Origin of the sequence: Ferrovibrio sp. MS7, from assembly GCF_038404985.1 — a bacterium.
Classification (GTDB): Bacteria; Pseudomonadota; Alphaproteobacteria; order Ferrovibrionales; family Ferrovibrionaceae; genus Ferrovibrio; species Ferrovibrio plantarum.
In genome coordinates, this window is the sequence record NZ_JBBKBA010000001.1 from 426,808 (window position 1) to 448,621 (window position 21,814).

Below are 21,814 nucleotides of genomic sequence, written 5' to 3' on the forward strand. Positions count from 1 at the left end.
GCTGCTGCCGGCATTTTGCCGGGCAAAGCTGCATACGCCCATACTATCGTAATATAATATAATTTCTCTTTAAACACACCAAATACTAGTGTCTACTGGTTGTGTATCCATTTTCTTGGCAACTTTTCATCCATTACGGGAGGAATCCATGTCCACCAGCCCCACCGGCACCGGCAAACCCTCTTCCGGCTTCGGCGCCCTGCCGCCGGTTCCCGTGCCGATCATCAACCGCCCGCTGTCCAACCTCGCGGCCGATACTGCCGCCGCCAAGGCAATGGCCCAGGCGGCAATCAATGTCGAACTGTTCACCATCCCGCTCTATATGGCGGCGATGACCTCGCTGCAGGGCGTGCATGAGATCAATGCCAGCGGCATTTCCTACTACGAAGGCCGCGCCTGGCCGGGCATGAGCACGTCGGCCACCGCCACGACGCCAAACCAGCAGGCCTATAATGCCATCTTCGCGGTGTTCATCGAGGAGATGCTGCATCTCCAGCTCGCCGCCAATATCGCTTCCGCGCTCGGCGTGCAGCCGAGTTTCACCAGCGCGGCTTTGCAGACCAGCAATGGCGGCTGGACCTGCTATGGCGCCAGCAACACCGTGATTCCGCATATCGTGAACCTCACCGACCTGGTGGCGCCCTATAACACCCTGGCGGTGAATCTGGCGGCGCTGACCGTGCCGCAGACGCAGCTTTTCGAACTGATCGAGCAGGATCACGCGACGGCGCTGAACAATATCCAGCCGGCGGCGCGCACGAAGTATTTCCCCACCGCGCCTTTCGCCGGCTGGACCGCGACGATGACCGAGCAGGACCTGCCGCTCTTCGGCACCATCGGCTGGATGTACTACTGCTACATGCAGTACATCACCATGGTCTATACCGATGGCCAGACGCTGTTCGAGAAGATGTTCGTGGCCGGCAGCGTGCAGCAGGACATGTTCAACAGCACCAGCACGTCGCATCACGCGGAATATCCGCTGATGTCGGCCACGGTGAGCGCCTCTCAGCCGCTCGCCGCGCTGGCCCAGGCGGTGGACATGATCCTGGGCATCACCAGCCAGGGCGAAGGTGCCGGCCAGAGCGGCGCCAGCCTGGCCCGCCTGCTGCCACCGAAGGCGCGCGCCGCGCTACGCAGCGTGAAGGCGCCGCAGGATGATGGCGGCGTCGATCCGGTATTCCAGCCCGACGAACAGAACCTCGCCTTCGACTATCCGTCCTACAATTCCGATGGCAGCCAGGCACCGCAATCGGCCGATGCCACGGCGCGCGGCACCTGGGGCGCCACCACGCATTTCGAAATCTTCACCCAGTTGCAGAGTCTGGTGGCGGCCGGCGGCGTGGTCACCTTCCCGGCCTGGTTCGCCGCCGGCAATAGCTGGACAGCGGCCTTGCTCACCACCACACCGCCCAATCCCAGCCCGCCGACCAATATCCCGAGCACGCAACAGGTGGCCGATGCGCTGAACGCGCTGAGCGGCGAGGCCAGCCTGCTCAATACCGTGGTCACCGGCGCCATCGCCGGCGTTACCATGGGCCTGAACCTCTACTGGCAGAGCCAGTCCGCTGGCTTCCCCTATCCGGCGATGGTCGGCGCCGGCGACCGCATGACCATGTGCTGGGCGGCAAACAGCGAGCCTAATCTCTCGCAGGGCCTGACGCCGACGCCCGAACCGGGCCGCTCGCCCAGCGCCTGCCAGGGCCTCAACTACCAGAGCCCGCCGGCCAACCCGAGCTGCGGCACTGTCTCGGTGTTCCATTCCTGTCGCGGCACCAATGCCTGTTCCGGCCAGGGCGGCTGTGGCTTCGCGCAGCCGGATACCGGCAGCCCGCAGACCTGTTCCGCCGTGGCGGCGCGGCGTGTGCGCAAGCCGCGCATGTCGGCACGGCCTGCTGCCTGCGGCAGCCCGGTGGGCGGCACCTGTGGCGGCCCGACACCGCCACCGCCAGGACCGACGGTGTATTCAGCGCCGGGCGACAATGCCTGCCAGACACTGGGCGGCTGCGCCGTGCCGATCTCGGCCTCGCAGCTCTATCCGGAATCCGGCACCATGCAGGTCTACAACCTGTTTGGCGACACGCCGCAGAAGCTCGGCACGATTCCCTTCGCGTTGGGCGACGCGGTGTTCGACATCGCCTGGGAAGCCTATTCCCAGGTGATGCAGACCAAGGGCATCACACCGACCAAGCCGGCGCCCTCGAACCTGCGTGTGGCGCTGCCTCCCTCGACCTGATGCGGGCTGTCTCTCCCAGACTGGGCCTGCCGCAGCTCGGCTATGGCCTCGGCCTGCGCCAGGAGCATCTACCGGCCATCATGGCCAAGGGTGCCCGGGTCGACTGGTTCGAGGTCATCACCGAGAATCTGCTCGGGCATCGCGGCTATCTCCGCCAGGCGGTCAACCGCCTGGCGGAGACCACGCCGATTGTGCTGCATGGCGTGACGCTGTCGATCGGCGGCAGCGATCCACTCGATCTCGAATACCTGCGCGACGTGAAACGGCTGGCGGCCGAACTGCACGCACCATGGGTTTCCGATCATCTCTGCTGGACCAGCCTGGGCGGCCATAACAGCCATGACCTGCTGCCACTCCCGCTCACCGAAGCCTCGCTGCGCCATGTCACCGCGCGGGTAGCCGAAGCTCAGGATGTGCTGGGCCAGCGCCTGGTGCTTGAGAATCCCAGCAGCTACCTGCGTTTCCGCCAGGACAGCATGCCGGAATGGGAATTTCTTGCCCGGCTGGCGGAAGCCGCCGATTGCGGCCTGCTGCTGGATGTCAACAACGTCTATGTCTCGGGCCGCAATCATGGCTTCGATCCAGAAGGTTACATCCGTGCCCTGCCGTCGGCGCGCATCGTGCAACTGCATCTCGCCGGCGCCACCGATTGCGGCACGCATCTGATCGATACCCATGACCATCCGGTGCGCGATGAGGTCTGGACGCTCTACCGCCTGGCGCAACAGCTTACCGGCGGCGTCGCCACCTTGCTGGAATGGGATGCGCAGCTGCCGAGCTATGACGACCTGCTGGCGGAACTCGCCAAGGCCTGGGCGGCCTGAATGACACCGGATCTGGCCCAGCTTCAGCATTGGTTCCTGCTGCGGCTGCTGCGGCCCGACATCACGCTGCAGCCAGACACCGCCGAGATCGTGGCACCGCCACCGGCTGGTGATGCCGAGACACGCCTGGAAATCTATGTCGATGCCTACCGGCTGCGGCTGCTGCAATGCCTGCAAGCGGATCATCCCGGCCTGGCGCGGCTGCTGGGCGAGGCATTGTTCAACCAGCTTGCCGAAGCCTATATCCGCAGCATGCCGCCGCGCGCCCATAGCCTCTATGCGCTCGGCGCCGCTTTCCCCGGCTTCCTGCGCAAGACGCAGCGTGGCCAGCGGCGCGATGCCTCCCTCACGCTGGCGCTCGACCTCGCCCGTTTCGAGCGGCACTGGAACGAAGCTATGCGTGCCGAGGGCCTGGAGGATATCCGGGCGAAAACCATCACCGCGCATCCCGCCATGCTGCTGCATCTACCGCCCAGCACGCGACCGCTGCTGCTGCGCCAGCCGCTGGCAGTGCTGCAAAGCTGGATCGCCGCCGCGCCGGATGGCGACAGCCGCATTGCCACCTCACATAACGCGCCGCTGCATTACGCCATGATCGCGCGCCGCGACTGGCGGCTGGCGGCGCATGAGATCGAGGATTGGGCTTTCCATGCCCTGCGTGCCGCGCAAAGCGGGCCGCGCAGCCTGCATGATTGTGCCGTGATCGCCGGCCGCCGGCTCAGGCGCGAGCCGGCCGCGATCCTGGCGAAGCTGCTGCTGTGGGCGCCGCTGGCGCAGCAGGCGCAGATACTGGCCCTGCGCGATTAGAACGTCGCGCTTACCAGCGCAGCAGGTCGAAGCGCACCAGGCGGTAGGGCATCGGGGCTAGGCCGTTCTTCAGCCGCAGTGGATGTTCAATCATCTGCACCAGGGCCATCGCGGCGAAAGCGCCGATGAATGACAGTGCCAGATTGGCCAGCATGGCGATGGAGGTCCAGAAGCTGGCAAGGTCTTCCGGCAGATAGGCCGGCAGCGCCCCGGCGACACCCTGGCCCAGGCCGAAGCCGCAGACCAGCGCCAGCACGTTGCAGCCATAGCGCGCCAGCCGGCGGCCCTCGCTGGGGCCGGTTTCATAGCGCACCGCCGTGATGGCGCCGAACAGCGAGAACAGCAATGTGCCGGCCAGCAGTGCGAGATTCACTTCCTGCATTATAGACGCTCCCGCTTCGGCATCACGAATGCCCCAGCACCGGGTGCGGCTTGTACGGCTCTTCCAGGAAGGCCATCTCATCAGCGCTCAAGGTGATTTTCAGCGCCGCCAGCGCATCGTCGAAATGGCCCGGCTTGCTGGCGCCGATGATCGGCGCGGTGACGCCGGGCCTGCCCAGCAGCCAGGCCAGAGCCACCGATGCCGGCTTGGCGCCGCGCTTCTGCGCCAGTTCCGACACGCGCTCGGCGATGGTGAAATCACCCGGCTGGTAATACATGCGCTGCGCGATGTCGTCGGTCTTGGCGCGTTCGGTATCACCCCAGCCCTGCTTCAGGCGGTTGCCGGCGAGGAAGCCGCGCGCCAGCGGCGACCACGGAATGACGCCGATACCGTTGGCGCGGCAGAGCGGCAGCATCTCGCGCTCCTCCTCGCGGTAGACCAGATTGTAATGGTTCTGCATCGCCACGAACCGCGCCCAGCCATTCGCCTTCTGGCGATGCAGTGCATCCATGAACTGCCAAGCATACATCGAGGAGGCGCCGATATAGAGCGCCTTGCCGGCGCGCACCACATCGTTTAGCGCCTCCAGCGTCTCGTCGATCGGCGTGTTTGGATCGTAGCGGTGGATCTGGTAGAGATCGACATAATCGGTGCCAAGCCGTTTCAGCGAGGCATCGATGGCCGCCATGATATGCTTGCGCGACAGGCCGCGGCGGTTCGGGCCGGAGCCCATCGGGTTATACACCTTTGTCGCCAGCACGGTTTCGCTGCGCTTGGTGAATTTCTTCAGCATGCGGCCGGTGATTTCCTCCGACACACCGATGGAATAGACATCCGCCGTATCGAAGAAATTGATGCCGGCTTCCACCGCCTGGCGGAAGAACGGCTCGCTTTCCGCCTCCGGCAATACCCAGGAGCGCCATTTCGGATCGCCATAGGTCATGCAGCCGAGGCAGAGGCGCGACACCATCATGCCGGTGGTTCCAAGGCGCAGCATATCCATCGGTCAGGTTCCCTTCGTTTTCGCCAGATTCGTTTTAGTCTGGCGGGCGCAGAGCTTCTGCACATCCTGCTGCAGTAAATGCAGCGGCCCGTCATTTATGCCCAGCGCATCGAGATGCGCCACGGTGTTGCGCAGGTAATCGGCATTGGGGCCGCGCTGGCCGCAGGATTGCGCGATGACGCGTGCCGCCTGTTTCTCGCTTAAGCGCCCGGCATATTGCACATGGTGCGGATCGGCGACAAAGGCCAGCACGCGGCGGCGCTCGCCATTGATTGCCGCATTATGGAAGCCGGGCCGGTAGACGCCGGTGAGCATCTCGCGGCGGTAGAGATAGTCGATCACCGGGGCCTCGTCGGCCTTGCGCACGCGAAAGGCACGGCCGACACAGGAGCCGCCGGGCTTCAGCCCCAGCACCAGGCCCGGCGCTTCCGGCGTGCCGCGATAGCGGTGCGACCAGACGCAGAAGGCGCGGTGATAACCCCAGAGCCGCGCCGTCACCGCATCGAGATGCGGAAAGCCTGGATCCCACATCAGCGAGCCATAGCCGAACACCCACAGGGCCTCGCCCTTCGGCACGCTGACACGCGGAAAGGCCGGCGCCGTTTCGCCCGGCAGCGGCGGTTCGGCATCGAAGGGGATGGCAGGACGTTTCGGCATCAGCGTTTCAGATTCACCAGAGCGACGCCGAGCATGGTAACGCCCATGCCGAACAGGGCCAACAGGCTGAGCGTCTCACCGAACAGGAAATATGCCACCACCGCCGTGCAGGGCGGCACCAGGAAGAACAGGCTGGAGACCTGGGCGGCGGCACCGCGCCGGATCAGCACAAACAGCAGCGAAATGGCGCCGAGCGACAGCACGATGCAGAGCCAGCCGAGCGCGAACAGGAATTCTCCGCTCCAGATCACCTGCCGCGTCTCGAAGGCCAGCGCGAACGGCGCCAGCGCCAGGGTGGTGACGGCATACTGGATGGCATTGCCGCTACGCAGGTCGAGCCGCGGGCAGAAGCGTTTCTGATACAGCGTGCCGAGCGTGATACCCAGCAGGCCCAGTACCGAGAGGCCGTAGCCGAGCGCGCTGCCGACCCCAAGATCGAGCTTGGTCCAGACCACCAGCACCACGCCACCCAAGCCCAGCACCAGGCCGGCCCATTGCCGCGCCGTCACCTGCTCACCCAGGAACGGCCCTGCGGCGGCGGCCACCAGCAGCGGCTGGATACCGACAATCAGCGCCGAAATACCGGCCGGCACGCCGTGATGGATCGAGGCAAAAACGCCGCCGAGATAGACCGCCTGCAGCAGCAGCCCGGCCAGCGCGATATGGCCGGCCTCGGCCCAGCTTTTCGGCCAGGGCGCGCGGGTGACAGCCGCGAACAAGGCCAGCAGCACGGTGACGCTGGCGAAACGGATGATCAGGAACGTGATCGGCTCGGCATAGGGCAGACCGAGCTTGGCGCCGATGAAACCGGTGGACCACAGCAGCACGAACACGGCAGGCATGGCGGCAAGCGCCAAGGTAGCAACAGACCCGGTGGCGACCGTGCCATTTGTACGGGAACTGGTCATGAGGGCGAGGCGTTTCCTTGAGTTTTGCCGGATCATCGCGCCGATATGCCGCGCCCGCAAGCCATGGAGGCAGCAGGGCAGCGCGGCTATACTGCGACCATGCGCCTACGCTTCGTTTTCCTCGCCGGTGCCATCCTTGGCGGCCTGCTCGGCTATTACGCGGTCTGGAGCCTGCTGATCGGCCGCGTCGAGGCCGGCGTGCAGGCTTTCCAGGCGGCACAGCGCGCCCAGGGCCGCGATTTCACCTATGCCTCGATGCAGCGCGGCGGCTTCCCCTATCGCCTCAGCCTGCGGCTGGATGGCATCAGCTTGACCGAGCCAAAGCCGGCGGGCTGGCGCGTCGAAGCGGAAACGCTAGTGGCGCATCAGCAATTGTGGAGCAGCCAGCATATCGTGTTCGAGTTGTTCGGCCGCCAGGCTTTCACCTGGCGTGACGGCAGCGGCAGCCATGTGCTGAGCCTGGTGCCGGAGCGCGGCCGCGCCAGCCTGGTGCTGGATGGCGCCGACCGCTGGCTGCGTTTCGCCGCCGACATCCAGGGCGCGCGTTTCGGCGATGCCTTGCAGGGTTTCGAGGCACAGCGGCTGCAGGTGCATCTGCGCCAGGCCGGCAATGTGCCGCCAATGCAGGATGTGGCGTTGCAGGTCAACGGCCTGACGCTGCCGGCAAGCTTCGATGGCCCGCTTGGCCGCAGCGTGCAGGAACTCAATCTGGTAGGCCGCCAGACCGGCCCCTGGGTCGGCAACAGCCTGGAAGATACCCTGGCCGGCTGGCGCGATGCCGGCGGCGTCATCGAGTTCAACACCGTGGTGCTGAACTGGAATGCCGTGAAGCTGAGCGGCGACGGCTCGCTGACCATCGACAAGCAATTCCGTCCGCTCGGCGCCATGGGCGGCAAGCTGCTGGGCGCCCCCGCCGGCATCGACGCGCTGGTGGCCGCAGGCAAGATGCAGCCGCGCGAGGCAGCCGCGGCCAAGGCCGCCCTGGTGGCTTTGCACAAGCGGGACCCGGCGGGCACCGAGCCTTATCTGCCGCTGCCGCTGACCGCACAGGACGGCAGATTGAGCATTGCCAATGTGCCGCTGTTTCCGCTGGAGCCGCTTCTCAATACGAAGAAATAGCCTACTTCTTGTCCGCTGAACCGGTGCGGCCGAAATCTGGCGCGTTGGTTTCCTGGCCGGCATCGATGATGGCGCGGCGGATGGCGCGGGTGCGGCTGAACAGCTTGAACAGCGTATCGCCATCATCCCAGCGGATCGCGCGCTGCAGCGCGGTGAGATCCTCGGTGAAGCGTTGCAGCATGTCGAGCACCGCTTCCTTGTTGTTGAGGAAGACGTCGCGCCACATGGTGGGATCGGACGCCGCGATGCGGGTGAAGTCGCGGAAGCCGCCGGCGGAATATTTGATCACTTCCGACTGCGTCACCATCTGCAGGTCATCGGCGGTGCCGACGATATTGTAGGCGATCAGATGCGGCACATGGCTGGTGATCGCCAGCACCAGGTCATGGTGCCGCGCATCCATCACTTCCACCTTGCTGCCGAAGGCCGACCAGAAACTGGAGAGCCTGGCCAGCGCCGCCGCGTCGCTGCCCTCTGGCGGCGTCAGGATGCACCAGCGGCCCTTGAACAGGGCGGCGAAACCGGCGGCGGGACCGGAATGCTCGGTGCCAGCCACCGGATGGCCGGGAATGAACTGCACGCCGGCGGGCAGATGCGGCGCTACATCGCGGATCACCGACTGCTTCGAGGAACCGACATCGGAAACGATGCAGCCGGCAGAGAGGCCCGGCGCCATCGCTTGCGCCACGCCGGCATAGGCGCCAAGCGGCACGCAGATGATCACCAGATCGGCGCCGCGCACCGCTTCCGCCGCATCGGCATAAGCCTCGTCGACCACGCCAAGCTGCAGTGCCTGCTCGCGATGTTGCGCCGATTGATCGGCGGTGACGATGCGCTCGGCCTGGCCAAACTCACGCGCCGCGCGGGCAATGGAGGAACCGATCAGGCCGATGCCGATGATCGCGAGACGCTTGAACGGCAGAGCAGCCTGGCTCATTTCACGAAATCGGCCAGCGCCGCCAGCACGCGGTCATTCTCTTCCACGGTGCCGAGCGTGAGGCGCAGGCAATCGGCCAGGCCATAGCCGGCCATGGCGCGCAGGATCAGGCCACGGCCGCGCAGGAATTCATCCGCCTGCTTGGCTTGCTCCACGCCCTTGGGGAAACGCATCAGCAGGAAGTTGCCGACGCTCGGCACCACCTTGAGGCCAATGGCTTCCAGACCCTTGGTGACGCGCGGCAATTCGGTGTCGTTATGGGCACGGGCCTTGTCGATATGCGCCATATCGGAGAGCGCGGCGGCGCCGGCGGCCTGGGCCGGGGCGTTGACGTTGAACGGGCCGCGCACCCGGTTCAGCACCGAGATGATGCTTTCCGGCGCATAGGCCCAGCCGAGCCGCAGAGCGGCAAGGCCGTAGATCTTCGAGAAGGTGCGGGTCATGATGGTGTCATCGCGCTCGCGCACCAGTTCCTCGCCCGAGGAATAGTCGTTGCGGCTGACATATTCGGCATAGGCCGCATCCACCACCAGCAGCACACCATCGGGCAGCCCTTCGCGCAGGCGGCGCAGTTCGGCCGCCGAGATATAGGTGCCGGTCGGGTTGTTCGGATTGGCGAGGAAGACGATGCGGGTGCGCGGGCTGACCTTGGCGAGCAGCGCATCGACATTGGTGGTGAGGTTGGTTTCCTCTGCCGTCACCGGCGTGGCGCCGCGCGCCATGGCGGCAATCGGATACATCAGGAAGCCGTGGCGGGAATACAGAACCTCGTCGCCCGGGCCGCAATAGGCATTGCAGATCAGCGCGATCAGCTCGTCCGAACCATTCGAGCAGATGATATTATCGGCCGGCAGGCCATGATGCTGCGCAATCGCCTGGCGCAGCTTGTCGACGGCGCCATCGGGATAGCGGTGCAGTTCATCGGCCACCGCCTTGTAGGCGGCAATCGCCTTCGGGCTCGGCCCGAGCGGGGTTTCGTTGGACGACAGCTTGCGCACATCGGTCACGCCCGCCACGGCGGCTTCGCCGCCCTTGTAGGGGGTGATATTGAGGATGCCGGCATTGGGCTTGGGCGCGGTCACGGGCTCACTCCTTCACGCAACTGGTTCCGCCATCGGCACCGCATAGGCGCCGATCACGGTGAGATCCTGGATCATATCCGGCGCGGCGGCACGCAAGCCCGCCAGCGCCGTGCTGGTTTCATCGTGGAATCCGGCGATATCCAGCAGCAGGCGGGCATCCTGGCCGCCGCTGGTCTGCTGCGCCAGCACCTGGCCGGCAATGCCAGCCTGGGTCAGCAGACTGCCGAGCCGCGCCAGGCTGAGGCCGGCGCCAATCATCTGCAACACCACCAGGCTGCGGTCGTCGCCCGAAGCCTCCGGCGGACAGCGGCCAATCACCAGCGCCTTGAGGTCTGCCAGCCGGCCGCGCGGATTGGGCAGGAAGGGCAGCTTGGCCAGCACGCGCGGGGTTTCGGCGCCATTGTTGGCCAGCATCGGCCACCACGGGTCCTTTTCGCCATCTTCCGGCAGCGGCATCACGCCAATGGTGGCGGCCTGGGCGGAAATCTCGCGCATCGCCGAGGTGGCGGTGGCGCAAAGCAGCATCGGCACGGTGGAGCCGTAATGGTCGCGGGCGAGATCCCAGCGCGCCACCGACTTGTTCGGCGCCAGCACCGCCACGCGCACCGCCGCCTGCAGGTCGTAGAGCGCGCCGATCAATTCGCGGTTGATGCGCACCAGGGCCTGACCGGGCAACGGCCCATGCTGGCGTGCCAGCAGCCGGCGCAGAATCTGCGCCTCGCGGCCGCAACGCAGGAAGAAGCGGTTGTCGCCGCCGCTGGCCCGCTTGGTCACCGCCACCTTCTCAACGGCTTCGGCGCGGCGCCGCAACAGGTCCTGGATCTGGTCGTCCAGGACATCGATCTCGTGCCTCAGGTCGGCGAGGCTGGCGATATGCTCGGTCATAGGGAAACTTTGGTGAACAACATGGGGGGTCAAAAAGCCGGATAGTCTTATTCGCTGCCCGCCCCAAATGCAAAGAAAACATTGACAGTACATGCCATTGTTCTTAAGCATCCCCCTCCGCGCCGACCGTGGCGCGGTCCCCTGGAATTTCCAGCACTTATTGGTTGGAAGGCGATGACGGCGGAAGCTTCCCAGATTACCAGGCCCGACCCGGTCGGCCCTGGTCACCAGGTGTCGCTTGGCGAGACGCTGCCACTCAAGCTCGATTGCGGTATCGAGCTGGGGCCGTTCACGCTCGCCTACACCACCTATGGCCGGCTGAATGCCGACAAGTCGAATGCCATCCTGATCTGCCACGCGCTGACCGGCGACCAGCATGTCGCCAACACGCACCCGATCACCGGCAAGCCCGGCTGGTGGCTGACACTGGTCGGCCCCGGCAAGGTGATCGATACCGACCGCTTTTTCGTCATCTGCTCCAACGTGCTTGGCGGCTGCATCGGCTCGTCCGGGCCGGCCGAGATCGATCCCGCGACCGGCAAGCCCTGGGGCCTGCGCTTCCCGCTGATCACCATCCGCGACATGGTGAATGCCCAGGCGATGCTGATCGACCATCTCGGCATCCGCGACCTGTTCGCGGTGATCGGCGGCTCGATGGGCGGCATGCAGGTGCTGCAATGGGCTGCGAGCTACCCCGACCGCGTGTTCGCGGCGTTGCCGATCGCCTGTGCCGCGCGCCATTCGGCGCAGAACATCGCCTTCCACGAAGTCGGCCGCCAGGCGATCTATTCCGACCCCGACTGGCGCAACGGCGCCTATCACGACCATGGCACCACGCCGGCCGCCGGCCTGGCGGTGGCGCGCATGGCAGCGCATATCACCTATCTCTCGGAAGCAGCTTTGCACCGCAAGTTCGGCCGCAACCTGCAGAACCGCGAGCAGATCACCTATGGCTTCGAGGCCGAGTTCCAGGTGGAAAGCTACCTGCGCCACCAGGGCTCGACTTTCGTGGAGCGTTTCGACGCCAATTCCTATCTCTACATCACCCGAGCGATGGATTATTTCGACCTCGCGGCCCAGGCCGGCGGCAACCTCGCCGCCGTCTACCAGGGCAGCAAGACGCGCTTCTGCGTTGTCTCCTTCACCTCCGACTGGCTGTTCCCGACCTCCGAGAACAAGGAAATCGTGCGCGCGCTCAATGCCGCCGCCGCCAATGTCAGCTTTGTCGAGATCGAGACCGACAAGGGCCACGATGCCTTCCTGCTGGATGAGCCGGAGATGTTCCGCACGCTCAAGGGCTTCATCGATGGCTGCGCCGAGACACGCGGCCTCAACGGGGTACGGTCATGAGCGCCGCGCCTGACAAGGCGATTCCCGCCGCCCGCACCCGCGATATCCGCCGCGACCTGCTGCTGATCGCCGAGATGGTGGCACCGCAGAGCCGCGTGCTCGATGTCGGCTGCGGCGATGGCATGCTGCTGGAATATCTCTCGCGCGAAAAGAAGGTGGATGCGCGCGGCATCGAGGTGCGGCAATCGGGCGTCAATGCCTGCGTGGCGCGCGGCCTGTCGGTGATCCAGGGCGATGCCGATACGGATCTCGGCGACTATCCTGATGCCGCCTTCGACTATGCCATCCTCAGCCTGACCCTGCAGGCGACGCGCAACCCGCGCCGGGTGCTGCGCGAATTGCTGCGCATCGGCAAGCATGCCATCGTGTCCTTCCCGAATTTCGCCTATTGGCGCGTGCGGCTGCAATTGCTGCTGGATGGCCGCATGCCGATGACGGCGGCGCTGGACGATCCCTGGTACGAGACGCAGAACATCCATCTCTGCACCATCCGCGACTTCGACGAGCTGTGCCAGCGCGACGGCATCGTGGTGGAACAGCGCATTGCCGTGGATGGCCAGGGCAACCGCGAAGGCTGGCGCCTGCAGGGCGCTGCCGCCAACGTGTTCGGCGCCCAGGCGGTGTATCTGCTGCGCCGCCGCGCCGGATGAGCAGCGCGCATAACCAAGCGCTGGCTCAAGCCCTGGCGCTGCATCAGGCCGGGCGCCTGACCGAAGCCGAAACTGCCTACCGCGCAGCACTCGAACAGCCCGGCGTGCCGCGCACCGAGGCGCTGAAGAATTACGGCTTCCTGCTGCACCGCCTGCACCGCTTCCGCGAGGCGGTGGCGATTTTAAGCGAAGCCGTGAAGCTGAACCCCCAGGATGCCCCCCAGGATCCCGACGTACTGCTGGCCTTGGGCCATTGCGCCCGAGAAGCCAACGACCACCGCACGGCAATGACTGCCTTGCGCGCGGCGGCGAAAGTGGCGCCGGAACGGCAGGATATCGCCGAGGCGCTCTCGGCTTACTTGAGCCGCCTGATCCCGGCCTGGCATTTTCCGATGCTGGCCGACACGGCACGCAACCAGGCTTACGAAAAGGCCATCGCGAAAGCCGCGAGCGGGGCGGAACGCGTGCTGGATATCGGCACCGGCTCCAGCCTGTTGAGCCTGTTCGCGGCCCGCGCCGGCGCGAAAAGCGTCACCGCCTGCGAAGCGCATCCGATGATCGCCGAAACGGCGGCCGAGATCGTGGCACGCAACAACCTCGCCGACCGTATCCGCATCATCGCCAAGCGCTCCACTGAACTGGATGCCGTGCGCGACCTCGGCGGCATGGCCGATCTGGTCGTCTCGGAAGTACTCGATGCCGGCTTGCTCGGCGAAGGCGTGCTGGCGACACTCCGCGATGCGCTGAAGCGCCTGGCCAAACCCGGCGCCAAGGTGATCCCGGCCTATGCCGATGTGCATGTCCAGGCACTCGAGATTCCGCAGCAGCGGACCGTGCAGCCGCTGCGCTCCATTGCCGGCTTCGATCTTTCGCCCTTCGACCGTTTCCGCAACCGCGCCGGCCATAGCACGCTGCGGCTGGAGCAGGTGGCGCATGGCGCGCTCAGCGCGCCGGCGACACTGACGCGCGTCGATTTCCGCACTCCGCCCGATTGGTCAACGCCGGATATACGCCGCGTGACGCTGCCGATCACCGCGCCGGGCAAGCTGCAGGCCTTCGCGCTGTGGTTCACGCTGTGGGTGGATGAGGAAACCCCGGTCTCGACAGGGCCGGCGCATCTGAGCAACGGTCTGCCCTGCATGGATCACTGGGGCCAGGCGATCCTGTGGCAGGCGGAAGACCGTGCGGTGACGGCTGGCGACAGCATCGAAGCCGACTTCACCTGCGCCGATACGTTTTTCGATCTAAAGCTCGTCTAGCGTCTGGCGAGCGGTAGATGGCTGCGGCTGCAGCACAAAGCTGCGCTGGCGCACGCGCTGCCTTTTCAGCATCGCCGGCAGGATCACCTGCTTTTCGGCTTCCAGCAACAGCACGCCGGAAAACCGCGACCACAGCCATTCTCCGGTCGCTTCCCAAGCTGGCACGGTACGCAGCATGAAGCTGCGTTCGGAGGGCGGGAACCATAGCGCGCCCCGGCTTTGCAGCGGCGAGAATTGCGCATCGCGCATCAGCCGGGTGAGCTGCGGCGGTGTGTAGGGATGGCCATGGCCGAACGGCGTGGCATCGATATGCGCCCACAGCCCGCGCCGGTTCGGCACCACCACCAGCAGCCTGCCCTGCGGTGTCAGCACGCGCCACACCTCGCGCAGCATGGCGCCGACATTGTCGGCATTCTCCAGCGCATGCACCAGCAGGATGCGGTCGACGCTGGCATCGGGCAGCGGCAACTCCTCCTCATCCACCAGCATGACACGGCCGGGTGTCGGCTGGCCGGGCAGGCCGCGCGGCCAGCGCACCACGCCCTGCGGACCCGGCATTGCCGCCAATACACGTTCGGCCTCGGCCTCGAACAGCCGCAGATACGGCGTGGCATAGCCCAGACCGAGCAGCCGCAAACCGCGAATATCTGGCCACAGCGCCCGCAGGCGCTGACGCAGCAGGCGGCGCACCGCCTGGCCGAGCCGGCTGCCATAGAATTCGCGCAGGTCGATCACATCGGGGCGCAGCATGAAGGCACTTTAGCACGAAGGCACTTCAGCACGGGAGCCTTCCGGCATAGAATGGCATCATGACACTCGAAATCGTGCAAATTCCCGTCCTTAACGACAATTACGTTTACCTGCTGCGCGACAACGCCAGCGGCAAGACCGCCGTTGTCGATCCCGCCGTGCCGGAACCGGTGCTGGCGGCACTGCAACAGCGCGGCTGGACGCTCGATGTGGTGCTGAACACGCATCACCACGGCGATCATGTCGGCGGCAACCTGGCTTTGCAGGCGGCTACCGGCTGCGCCATCGTCGGGCCGCGCGCCGAAGCACCGCGCATCCCCGGCATCGCCTTGCAGCTTGGCGAGGGTGACAGCTATGCGCTCGGCGACAGCGTGGCGCAGGTATTCGATGTGCCGGGCCACACTGCCGGCCATATCGCCTATTGGTTCACGGCAGCCGGCGCGCTGTTCTGCGGCGACACGCTGTTCGCGCTCGGCTGCGGCCGGCTGTTCGAGGGCACCGCGGCGCAGATGTGGACCAGCCTGTCGAAATTCCTCAGTCTCCCGGATGCGACGCGGATCTATTGCGCGCATGAATACACCGAGAGCAATGCGCGCTTCGCCGTCACCGTGGAACCGGGCAACGGCGCCCTGCTGGCGCGCTATGATGCGATCAAGGCCACGCGCGCCAAGGGATTGCCGACCGTGCCATCGACCTTGGGCGAGGAGCGCGCCACCAATCCCTTCCTGCGGCCGATGAGTGCCAATCTGCGCACCACCCTGGGCCTTGAAAGTGCCGACGACGTGGCGGTGTTCGCCGAGACACGCAAGCGCAAGGACGGATTCCGCGGCTGAACACTGGCGCGGCTAAGCCGGCTATTCCAGGTATTTCGGCAGCAGCCGGGCATAGCTGGCATCGCGCATAGTCGTCATGCGGTGCCACAGGGCCTCCACCTTGTCGCTATGGCGCGCATAATATGCTGGCGCCACCGGCATGTAGAAATCTGCTTCTTCCAAGGCAGGCTGCAGCTTTTCGATGCGGCGGCCGTTGACGTTGCCGGCGAAACTGTCGCCGATCACATCCAGCGTCGCCACGGCGCTGAAACGGCCAGCCGCCAACATGCTGAAAAGCTGCTTCGTCGTGGAAAATTCCAACACCTCGGCGCCGAGATCGCGCAGCAGACTGCCCATCGCCATGCCACTCGGCATACCCACCGTGGCGCCAGCCGGACTCAGGCGCCGACCATCCCATTGCAGCGCACCGCCTTCGAGGCGATAGAAGGACTGCGTCAGCCGCACCAGCCAGCGATCCGGATCGATGGCGCCATTGCGCATCGGGAAACGCAGATCGGCCAGGCGTTCCGGCGTCACGCGCATGCCAAGGATGACATCGGCGCGGCCGAAACGCACTTCGTCGATGATGCGCCGCGCGGTGATGCGGCGGAAGCTGAGTTGGAAATCATTCCCGGCGGCTTCGCGCAACAGGTCAATGACAAGGCCGGGCGGCTTTGCCATCTCTGATCCGCTGCCCATCAGATAGGGTGGTGCGCTGGTGTCGAGATAGACAGCACGCAATTCCTCTGCCACCGCCGGCCCGATGCCAAGGCAAAACAGAAAAGCAGAAAGAATAAAAAACAGCCGCTGCATTGCCGTCCGTGCGTTTCACCCCGGCTGTGAGTGTAGAACCGGCAGCAGGTAAATTAAAGCGGGCGGCGCCCATGAGCTTCACAGCGGGCAGCGCAGCGCCCCCCGGGCGTCACAATGGGCGACGCGCTTTCAGCGCGGCGCCCAGGGTTCCATCATCGAGATAGTCGAGTTCGCCACCCACCGGCACGCCATGGGCGAGCCGGGTAACAGAAACACCCGCCGGCACCAGGCGGTCGGTGAGATAATGCGCCGTGGTCTGACCTTCCACCGTCGCATTGGTGGCAATGATCACCTCGCGCACCCGGCTTGAGCCGCCGACGCGGGCCAGCAGGCCATCGATATTGAGATCATTGGGGCCGCGGCCATCCAGCGCCGAGAGGGTGCCGCCGAGTACATGATAGCGGCCGCGAAACACGCCGGAGCGTTCCAGCGCCCAGAGATCGGCGACGCTTTCGACAACACAAAGCAAAGCCTCGTCGCGGCGCTGATCGTTGCAGATGGCACAAGGGTCGTGGCTATCGAGATTGCCGCAGACCGAGCAGGCCTTCACGCTCTCGGATACTGCCTGCATCGCCTGGGTCAGCGGTCGCAGCAGGGCATCAGGCTTGTTCAGCATGTGCAGGGCAGCACGGCGGGCAGAGCGCGGCCCCAATCCAGGCAGGCGCGCCAGAAGCTGAATCAGCCGCTCGATTTCCGCGCCAGCCATACAGAAGTGTTAGCCGAAAGGCAGCTTGAAGCCCGGCGGCAGCGGCAGGCCGGCGGTGAGCTTCTGCATCTGCTCCTGGGTCTCGCGCTCGACCCGCGCCTTGGCATCGGCATGGGCGGCTTTCAGCAGATCTTCCAGCACTTCGGCCTCATCCGGCACCAGCAGGCTGGGGTCGATCTTGACGCCGCGCAGCTCGCCCTTGCCGTTCAGCACCAGGCTGACCATGCCGCCGCCGGCCGAGCCGGAAACCTCGCGGCGCTCCAGTTCGGCTTGCATTTCCGCCATGCGGCCTTGCATTTCCTGCGCCTGCTTCAGCATCTGGCCGAGATTTTTCATAGCGTCGCCTTAATCCAGCTCATCCCTAATCCAGCTCATCAAGCGGATCGATATCGTTGTCACTCATATAGGCCGGACCGTCCGCTTCACCAGGGGTGTCAGCCACGACTTCCTGCACCGGCGGCCGGGCCAGACTGACTTTCAGTTCCGCGCCCGGAAACGCCGCCAGCACTGCCTGCACCAGCGGATGCGCCTCGGCCTGGGCACGGCGCGCGGAAGCGGCATGCGATGCCTTCTCCGCCAGAGTCGGTTCGCCGGGCTGGTTCGACAACGCGATGATCCAGCGTTCGCCGGTCCAATATTGCAGCTTCTCGGCCACCTGGGCGGCGAGATTGCGCGCGGCCAGCGGCTGCTGGCGCCATTCAATGCGGCCCGGCTCGAAATGCACCGGATGCACATAGTTTTCCAGTTCGGCGCCAAGCAGGCCTTCACGCATCTCGCCGAACAGGGCGACCAGGGCGGCGAAAGTCTGCGGCATCGCCGCCAGGGCAACACTCTGATTCTGCTGCGCCTGCGCCAGCGGGCCGGTCACCGGGTTGGGTTGGGCCGCTGGCGACACGGCCTGTGCCGCCATCGCCGAGGCGCCGCCGCCATTGGCTCCGCCGCGCGAAACCGGCGTCATGCCGGCACCGCCCCCGGAACCACCCCCGGCGCCACCCTTGTCGCGCCATTCCTTCACCAGCTCGCCGGGGCTTGGCAGGTCGGCGGCATAGCCAAGCCGCACCAGCACCATTTCGGCGGCAGCCAAAGGTGCGGGTGCACCGCGCACTTCCTGCAAACCCTTCAACAGCATCTGCCAGGTGCGCGCCAGCACCGGCATGCCGAGCTTGGCCGCCAGTTCCTTGCCGCGTCGGCGCTGTTCCTCCGGCAGGGTGATGTCATCGGCGGATTCGCCAACCACTTTAAGCCGCGTCAGCCAATGGCTGAGTTCGAGTAGATCCTGGATCACCACCGCCGGATCGGCACCAAGCGCGTATTGCTGCGCCAGATTCTCCAGGGCGTCGGGCAGCCGGCCGTGCAGCAGATGCTCCAGCAGCACGAAAACCTGGCCACGATCGGCAAGGCCCAGCATGTCGCGCACCAAGGCGGCATCGGCCTGGCCGGCGCCATGGGCTATCGCCTGATCGAGCAGCGAGAGGCCGTCGCGCACCGAGCCTTCGGCGGCGCGCGAGATCAGCGTCAGCGCCTCGTCGGTGAGGCTGGCTTCTTCCTTCGCCGCAATGCCCTTGAAATGCTCGGCCAGCACCGCGATTTCGACGCGCTTCAAGTCGAAACGCTGGCAGCGCGACAGCACCGTTACCGGCACCTTGCGGATCTCGGTGGTGGCAAAGACGAATTTCACATGCGGCGGCGGCTCCTCCAGGGTCTTGAGCAGGCCATTGAAGGCCGCCGTGGAGAGCATGTGGACTTCGTCGATGATGTAGACCTTGTAGCGCGCCATGGCCGGCGCGTAGCGCACCGCCTCGATGATCTCGCGGATATCGCCGATGCCGGTGCGCGAGGCGGCGTCCATTTCCAGGATATCGGGGTGGCGGTCCTCGGCGATGGCGCGGCAATTGTCGCAGACGCCGCAGGGGTTCACCGTCGGGCCGCCCTGGCCGTCCGGCCCGGTGCAGTTCAGCGCACGGGCGATGATGCGGGCGGTGGTGGTCTTGCCGACACCGCGCACGCCGGTGAGGATGAAGGCCTGGGCGATGCGGCCGGTGGCGATGGCGTTGGAAAGGGTGCGGACCAGGGCATCCTGGCCGATCATCTCGGCGAAGTTGCTGGGCCGGTATTTCCGCGCCAGCACGCGATAGGGGGCCGGATTGCTCGACATGCGTGCCTGGACTATGGCGGAGGGTGGGAGGCTGGACAACGACCCGAGCGGAAACTCGTTGCGGCTGCTTCCTTCCGGACCTGACCGGGTTGGCGAGGCGCCCGTCCGCCGCCAACCTCCCGCGCCCCTTATCCCGCATCAGGCCGCGTAACGCAACAGGCAGGAAATCCTAGATCATTTGGGCGTGTAGCGGCGCCGGGGCGATTGCCGGTTCCAGGCTGATATGCCAACCTGCGCAGATGGTTAGCTCTATCATTCCGTTCTCCGGCTCAGCCCTCGACCGTGCCGGCAACCACCGCCGCGATTCAGACTGGCTCAAGGCACAGCTTGGGGCCGAGAACAGCCGCTTCCTGCTGCTGCATGAGCTCAAGCCGCTGATCGCGCTGGAGGGCGGCGCCCGGCTGGCCTGGTTCCCGCAGCGCTATGCCGCCGCGCTGGCGGATTGCCCGACCCTGCTGCTGGGCCTGGAGAACGGCGTGGCGCATTTCGCCATCGACGTGGATGCGGTGCCTGGCATCGAGGGCCTGGCCGACGAGCAGAACAAATTCATCGACGTGCGCTCCATCGCGCCGCAGCTCAGCCTGCCCGAAGCCGCCATCCTGGCCCAGGCGCGCAGCATGACCGACTGGCACCGCCGCCACCGCTTCTGCGCCCAATGCGGCGCACCGAGCGTGGCGGAAGATGCCGGCTATAGCCGCCGCTGCAGCAACGAGGCCTGCAAGGCGCAGCATTTCCCCCGCACCGATCCGGTGGTGATCATGCTGGGCGTGATGGGCGACCGCATCCTGCTCGGCCGCCAGCGCCAGTTTCTGCCCGGAGTCTATTCCGCGCTCGCCGGTTTCATGGAACCCGGCGAGACCATCGAGGAAGCGGTGCGGCGCGAACTGGCCGAGGAAGCCGGCCTGGCCACCGCCGAGGTGCGCTACATCGCCTCGCAGCCCTGGCCGTTCCCCTCTTCACTGATGATCGGCTGTGTCGCTGAGGCAACTTCCGATGCGTTGACCGTGGATCTTCACGAACTTGAAGACGCGCGCTGGTTCCATCGCGATGAAGTGGCGGTGATGCTGCGCGCCAGCACCGACATGAACGCGCCGTTGCGCATGCCGCCACCGCTCAGCCTGGCGCATCAGATCACCAAGCGGTTCCTCGCCGGCGCCTAAGCAGCACTCGCATTCCGTGCAGGAGTTCCAGCGTTATTCCCGATGAAATTTCTGAAATCTGTTTTTTTGTGACTTCCGCTGCGCTGACACTGCATTACACTCTCGGCAATATTATTGCCGCGCCCGATCTTGGGTTTACGCATCAGGGGATTAGTGTCATTGCCCGATAGCAACACCTCGCATACCGCGCTGGTCGCGCGGCTGGCGGAGGACGACGATAGTCTGCTTGAGAATCCCTCGCCGCTGATCGATGCCATGCTCATCGAGCGGCTGTTCCAGTATAGCTGGCCGACGCGTTATCTGCCCTATGTGGTGCTGTTCGCCGGCTTTGCTGCCTTTCGCCAGGAAGTCGACTGGATCGAGGCGGTTGGCATCACCCTGCTCTACACGCTCGGCACGTGGTGGCTGGACCATCAGCGCTATGGCTTTGCCGAGGATACCAACCGCCAGCAACGCTGGCAGTATTGGGCACAGCGCTTCACCATCGGTTCCAGCGTCACCGGCGCCGCCTGGGGCATCTTCTTCTGGCTGCATGCCGGCACCCAGGATTATGCCCAGCAGGCGGTGCTCTGCGTCATGTGGTCGGGTCTGGCCTTGTCGAATTCCAACACCCGCGCGCCGCATCTGCCGGCTTTCTACGCCTTCTTCGTCATGCTGGCGCTACCGCTCTTCGCCCGTGTGCTAATTGATGGCGGCACGCCGCAATATGTCATGGGGCTGTTCGGCATCGTGCTTGCCATCACGTTCTGTATCCGCGCCCATTCGACCCATCGCCAGGAACGCGTTTCCCTGGCGCTGCGGCTGCGCAATGCCGAACTGGTGGCGGATATAGACCGTGCCCGCGCCGAGGCCACCGCCGCCCATGTCGCTGCCGAGCAAGCCCTGGCGGCACGCGCCCAGAGCTACGCCACTGCCGAGCGGCTGGCCGGTTTCGGCAGTTGGGAATGGACGCTGGAAGACGATCACCTGATGTGGTCCGACAACATGTTCCGCATGCTCAACCTGTCGCCTTCGGCGGCGCCGGCGGCGGTGGACGTGCTGGTCGACTCGACGCATTTCGCCGACCGCCAGTTGGTGACGCAGTTCTTCACCACCTTGCGCCGCGAGGGCCGCCCGGCAGAAGTGGAATTCCGCGTCGGCGATCAGGAAGGGCAATATGGGCCGCGCACCTGGCGCAAGATGCGCCTGATGGGCATTGCGCGGCGCGACAGCACCGGGCGGATCGTGGCGCTTTGCGGCACGCTGCGCGACCTGCGCGAGGAAGCATCACGCCAGCCGCCGGAAAAGGCGCCCCCTGCTGTTTCGTAACGAGCCGGCTG

The 21,814-nt window shown here is 65.6% G+C and carries 22 protein-coding genes and 1 other RNA gene; 10 read left to right on the forward strand and 13 right to left on the reverse strand.

From position 1 onward, the window contains the following. The first annotated feature begins 148 nt into the window (after positions 1 to 148). The 3 genes from V6B08_RS01910 to V6B08_RS01920 are packed head-to-tail and all read left to right on the forward strand — an operon-like array spanning position 149 to position 3,867. A complete protein-coding gene (locus V6B08_RS01910) occupies positions 149 to 2,236 on the forward strand; it encodes a ferritin-like domain-containing protein (protein WP_341977541.1) in 2,088 nt (695 codons plus the stop codon). After that, entirely contained in the window at positions 2,236 to 3,060 is an 825-nt protein-coding gene (gene bufB / locus V6B08_RS01915; protein WP_341977543.1) for an MNIO family bufferin maturase, read from the forward strand. Before V6B08_RS01910 ends, bufB begins: the two co-directional genes overlap by 1 nt. Then, entirely contained in the window at positions 3,061 to 3,867 is an 807-nt protein-coding gene (locus V6B08_RS01920; protein ID WP_341977545.1) for an HvfC/BufC family peptide modification chaperone, read from the forward strand. A 10-nt stretch (positions 3,868 to 3,877) separates the two neighbouring features. Here the strand turns inward: V6B08_RS01920 and V6B08_RS01925 are convergent, their stop codons facing one another. From V6B08_RS01925 to V6B08_RS01940, 4 genes are read right to left on the reverse strand one after another with little or no spacing between them, the layout of a single operon-like run. Next, positions 3,878 to 4,249, reverse strand: a complete 372-nt coding sequence (locus V6B08_RS01925; protein ID WP_341977547.1) for a hypothetical protein — start codon at positions 4,247 to 4,249, stop codon at positions 3,878 to 3,880. Between the two features lie 22 nt (positions 4,250 to 4,271). Continuing rightward, a complete protein-coding gene (locus tag V6B08_RS01930; protein WP_341977549.1) occupies positions 4,272 to 5,252 on the reverse strand; it encodes an aldo/keto reductase in 981 nt (326 codons plus the stop codon). A gap of 3 nt (positions 5,253 to 5,255) precedes the next feature. Next, on the reverse strand, positions 5,256 to 5,909 hold the full coding sequence (locus V6B08_RS01935) for a gamma-glutamylcyclotransferase (RefSeq protein ID WP_341977552.1): 654 nt from the start codon (positions 5,907 to 5,909) through the stop codon (positions 5,256 to 5,258). Further along, the gene (locus tag V6B08_RS01940) at positions 5,909 to 6,817 is read right to left on the reverse strand and encodes a DMT family transporter (protein WP_440588786.1); all 909 of its coding nucleotides are present in this window, start codon (positions 6,815 to 6,817) and stop codon (positions 5,909 to 5,911) included. The genes V6B08_RS01935 and V6B08_RS01940 overlap by 1 nt, the downstream gene beginning before the upstream one ends. 45 nt (positions 6,818 to 6,862) lie before the next feature. On the opposite strand from V6B08_RS01940, the gene V6B08_RS01945 reads away from it, so the two are divergent. Beyond that, a complete protein-coding gene (locus tag V6B08_RS01945; protein WP_341977554.1) occupies positions 6,863 to 7,936 on the forward strand; it encodes a DUF2125 domain-containing protein in 1,074 nt (357 codons plus the stop codon). A 1-nt stretch (position 7,937) separates the two neighbouring features. Here V6B08_RS01945 and V6B08_RS01950 read toward each other — a convergent pair whose 3' ends face one another. Genes V6B08_RS01950 through V6B08_RS01960 form a run of 3 tightly spaced genes read right to left on the reverse strand, consistent with a single transcriptional unit; the run spans position 7,938 to position 10,840 of the window. Beyond that, positions 7,938 to 8,873: a prephenate/arogenate dehydrogenase family protein gene (locus tag V6B08_RS01950; protein WP_341977556.1), complete on the reverse strand. Its 936-nt coding sequence runs from the start codon at positions 8,871 to 8,873 to the stop codon at positions 7,938 to 7,940. Continuing rightward, positions 8,870 to 9,955 carry a histidinol-phosphate transaminase gene (hisC, locus tag V6B08_RS01955; protein ID WP_341977558.1) on the reverse strand — a complete coding sequence of 362 codons (1,086 nt, stop codon included), beginning with the start codon at positions 9,953 to 9,955 and terminating at the stop codon, positions 8,870 to 8,872. Before hisC ends, V6B08_RS01950 begins: the two co-directional genes overlap by 4 nt. A gap of 12 nt (positions 9,956 to 9,967) precedes the next feature. Continuing rightward, positions 9,968 to 10,840, reverse strand: a complete 873-nt coding sequence (locus V6B08_RS01960; protein WP_341977560.1) for a chorismate mutase — start codon at positions 10,838 to 10,840, stop codon at positions 9,968 to 9,970. A gap of 174 nt (positions 10,841 to 11,014) precedes the next feature. Between V6B08_RS01960 and metX the strand changes: the two genes are divergently transcribed. Genes metX through V6B08_RS01975 form a run of 3 tightly spaced genes read left to right on the forward strand, consistent with a single transcriptional unit; the run spans position 11,015 to position 14,099 of the window. Further along, positions 11,015 to 12,190, forward strand: a complete 1,176-nt coding sequence (metX, locus tag V6B08_RS01965; protein ID WP_341977562.1) for a homoserine O-acetyltransferase MetX — start codon at positions 11,015 to 11,017, stop codon at positions 12,188 to 12,190. Beyond that, positions 12,187 to 12,840, forward strand: a complete 654-nt coding sequence (metW, locus tag V6B08_RS01970) for a methionine biosynthesis protein MetW (RefSeq protein WP_341977564.1) — start codon at positions 12,187 to 12,189, stop codon at positions 12,838 to 12,840. The genes metX and metW overlap by 4 nt, the downstream gene beginning before the upstream one ends. Then, the gene (locus V6B08_RS01975; protein WP_341977566.1) at positions 12,837 to 14,099 is read left to right on the forward strand and encodes a 50S ribosomal protein L11 methyltransferase; all 1,263 of its coding nucleotides are present in this window, start codon (positions 12,837 to 12,839) and stop codon (positions 14,097 to 14,099) included. The genes metW and V6B08_RS01975 overlap by 4 nt, the downstream gene beginning before the upstream one ends. Here V6B08_RS01975 and V6B08_RS01980 read toward each other — a convergent pair. After that, entirely contained in the window at positions 14,085 to 14,849 is a 765-nt protein-coding gene (locus V6B08_RS01980) for a class I SAM-dependent methyltransferase (RefSeq protein ID WP_341977568.1), read from the reverse strand. The two genes, V6B08_RS01975 and V6B08_RS01980, sit on opposite strands and share 15 nt — an antisense overlap. Before the next feature lie 59 nt (positions 14,850 to 14,908). On the opposite strand from V6B08_RS01980, the gene gloB reads away from it, so the two are divergent. Beyond that, positions 14,909 to 15,682: a hydroxyacylglutathione hydrolase gene (gene gloB / locus V6B08_RS01985; protein WP_440588787.1), complete on the forward strand. Its 774-nt coding sequence runs from the start codon at positions 14,909 to 14,911 to the stop codon at positions 15,680 to 15,682. 21 nt (positions 15,683 to 15,703) lie between these two features. Here the strand turns inward: gloB and V6B08_RS01990 are convergent, their stop codons facing one another. The 5 genes from V6B08_RS01990 to ffs form a co-directional block, all read right to left on the reverse strand. Beyond that, a complete protein-coding gene (locus tag V6B08_RS01990) occupies positions 15,704 to 16,342 on the reverse strand; it encodes a substrate-binding periplasmic protein (RefSeq protein ID WP_440588788.1) in 639 nt (212 codons plus the stop codon). 241 nt (positions 16,343 to 16,583) lie between these two features. Beyond that, positions 16,584 to 17,180: a recombination mediator RecR gene (gene recR, locus V6B08_RS01995; RefSeq protein WP_341977572.1), complete on the reverse strand. Its 597-nt coding sequence runs from the start codon at positions 17,178 to 17,180 to the stop codon at positions 16,584 to 16,586. 9 nt (positions 17,181 to 17,189) lie between these two features. Further along, positions 17,190 to 17,516, reverse strand: coding sequence for a YbaB/EbfC family nucleoid-associated protein (locus V6B08_RS02000; protein WP_341977574.1), 327 nt, complete (start codon positions 17,514 to 17,516; stop codon positions 17,190 to 17,192). 25 nt (positions 17,517 to 17,541) lie between these two features. Beyond that, complete coding sequence (locus V6B08_RS02005; protein WP_341977576.1) at positions 17,542 to 19,335, reverse strand: DNA polymerase III subunit gamma/tau; 1,794 nt, start codon at positions 19,333 to 19,335, stop codon at positions 17,542 to 17,544. 22 nt (positions 19,336 to 19,357) lie between these two features. Beyond that, positions 19,358 to 19,456, reverse strand: an RNA gene (gene ffs, locus V6B08_RS02010) — signal recognition particle sRNA small type. A 118-nt stretch (positions 19,457 to 19,574) separates the two neighbouring features. On the opposite strand from ffs, the gene nudC reads away from it, so the two are divergent. Further along, positions 19,575 to 20,495, forward strand: coding sequence for an NAD(+) diphosphatase (gene nudC / locus V6B08_RS02015; RefSeq protein WP_341977578.1), 921 nt, complete (start codon positions 19,575 to 19,577; stop codon positions 20,493 to 20,495). 159 nt (positions 20,496 to 20,654) lie between these two features. Continuing rightward, complete coding sequence (locus tag V6B08_RS02020) at positions 20,655 to 21,803, forward strand: hypothetical protein (RefSeq protein ID WP_341977580.1); 1,149 nt, start codon at positions 20,655 to 20,657, stop codon at positions 21,801 to 21,803. The last annotated feature ends 11 nt before the right edge of the window (positions 21,804 to 21,814 follow it).

What these genes read in the sequence shown, in the direction of transcription:
- V6B08_RS01935 (WP_341977552.1), bottom strand. Translation starts at nt 5,909, where the DNA reads ATGCCGAAACGTCCTGCCATCCCCTTCGATGCCGAACCGCCGCTGCCG.
- V6B08_RS01950 (WP_341977556.1), bottom strand. Translation starts at nt 8,873, where the DNA reads ATGAGCCAGGCTGCTCTGCCGTTCAAGCGTCTCGCGATCATCGGCATC.
- metW (WP_341977564.1), top strand. Translation starts at nt 12,187, where the DNA reads ATGAGCGCCGCGCCTGACAAGGCGATTCCCGCCGCCCGCACCCGCGAT.
- V6B08_RS01910 (WP_341977541.1), top strand. Translation starts at nt 149, where the DNA reads ATGTCCACCAGCCCCACCGGCACCGGCAAACCCTCTTCCGGCTTCGGC.
- V6B08_RS01975 (WP_341977566.1), top strand. Translation starts at nt 12,837, where the DNA reads ATGAGCAGCGCGCATAACCAAGCGCTGGCTCAAGCCCTGGCGCTGCAT.
- metX (WP_341977562.1), top strand. Translation starts at nt 11,015, where the DNA reads ATGACGGCGGAAGCTTCCCAGATTACCAGGCCCGACCCGGTCGGCCCT.
- bufB (WP_341977543.1), top strand. Translation starts at nt 2,236, where the DNA reads ATGCGGGCTGTCTCTCCCAGACTGGGCCTGCCGCAGCTCGGCTATGGC.
- V6B08_RS01930 (WP_341977549.1), bottom strand. Translation starts at nt 5,252, where the DNA reads ATGGATATGCTGCGCCTTGGAACCACCGGCATGATGGTGTCGCGCCTC.
- V6B08_RS01945 (WP_341977554.1), top strand. Translation starts at nt 6,863, where the DNA reads ATGCCGCGCCCGCAAGCCATGGAGGCAGCAGGGCAGCGCGGCTATACT.
- recR (WP_341977572.1), bottom strand. Translation starts at nt 17,180, where the DNA reads ATGGCTGGCGCGGAAATCGAGCGGCTGATTCAGCTTCTGGCGCGCCTG.
- gloB (WP_440588787.1), top strand. Translation starts at nt 14,909, where the DNA reads ATGACACTCGAAATCGTGCAAATTCCCGTCCTTAACGACAATTACGTT.
- V6B08_RS02005 (WP_341977576.1), bottom strand. Translation starts at nt 19,335, where the DNA reads ATGTCGAGCAATCCGGCCCCCTATCGCGTGCTGGCGCGGAAATACCGG.
- V6B08_RS01925 (WP_341977547.1), bottom strand. Translation starts at nt 4,249, where the DNA reads ATGCAGGAAGTGAATCTCGCACTGCTGGCCGGCACATTGCTGTTCTCG.
- V6B08_RS01980 (WP_341977568.1), bottom strand. Translation starts at nt 14,849, where the DNA reads ATGCTGCGCCCCGATGTGATCGACCTGCGCGAATTCTATGGCAGCCGG.
- V6B08_RS01990 (WP_440588788.1), bottom strand. Translation starts at nt 16,342, where the DNA reads ATGGCAAAGCCGCCCGGCCTTGTCATTGACCTGTTGCGCGAAGCCGCC.
- V6B08_RS01940 (WP_440588786.1), bottom strand. Translation starts at nt 6,817, where the DNA reads ATGACCAGTTCCCGTACAAATGGCACGGTCGCCACCGGGTCTGTTGCT.
- V6B08_RS02000 (WP_341977574.1), bottom strand. Translation starts at nt 17,516, where the DNA reads ATGAAAAATCTCGGCCAGATGCTGAAGCAGGCGCAGGAAATGCAAGGC.
- nudC (WP_341977578.1), top strand. Translation starts at nt 19,575, where the DNA reads ATGGTTAGCTCTATCATTCCGTTCTCCGGCTCAGCCCTCGACCGTGCC.
- V6B08_RS01960 (WP_341977560.1), bottom strand. Translation starts at nt 10,840, where the DNA reads ATGACCGAGCATATCGCCAGCCTCGCCGACCTGAGGCACGAGATCGAT.
- V6B08_RS01920 (WP_341977545.1), top strand. Translation starts at nt 3,061, where the DNA reads ATGACACCGGATCTGGCCCAGCTTCAGCATTGGTTCCTGCTGCGGCTG.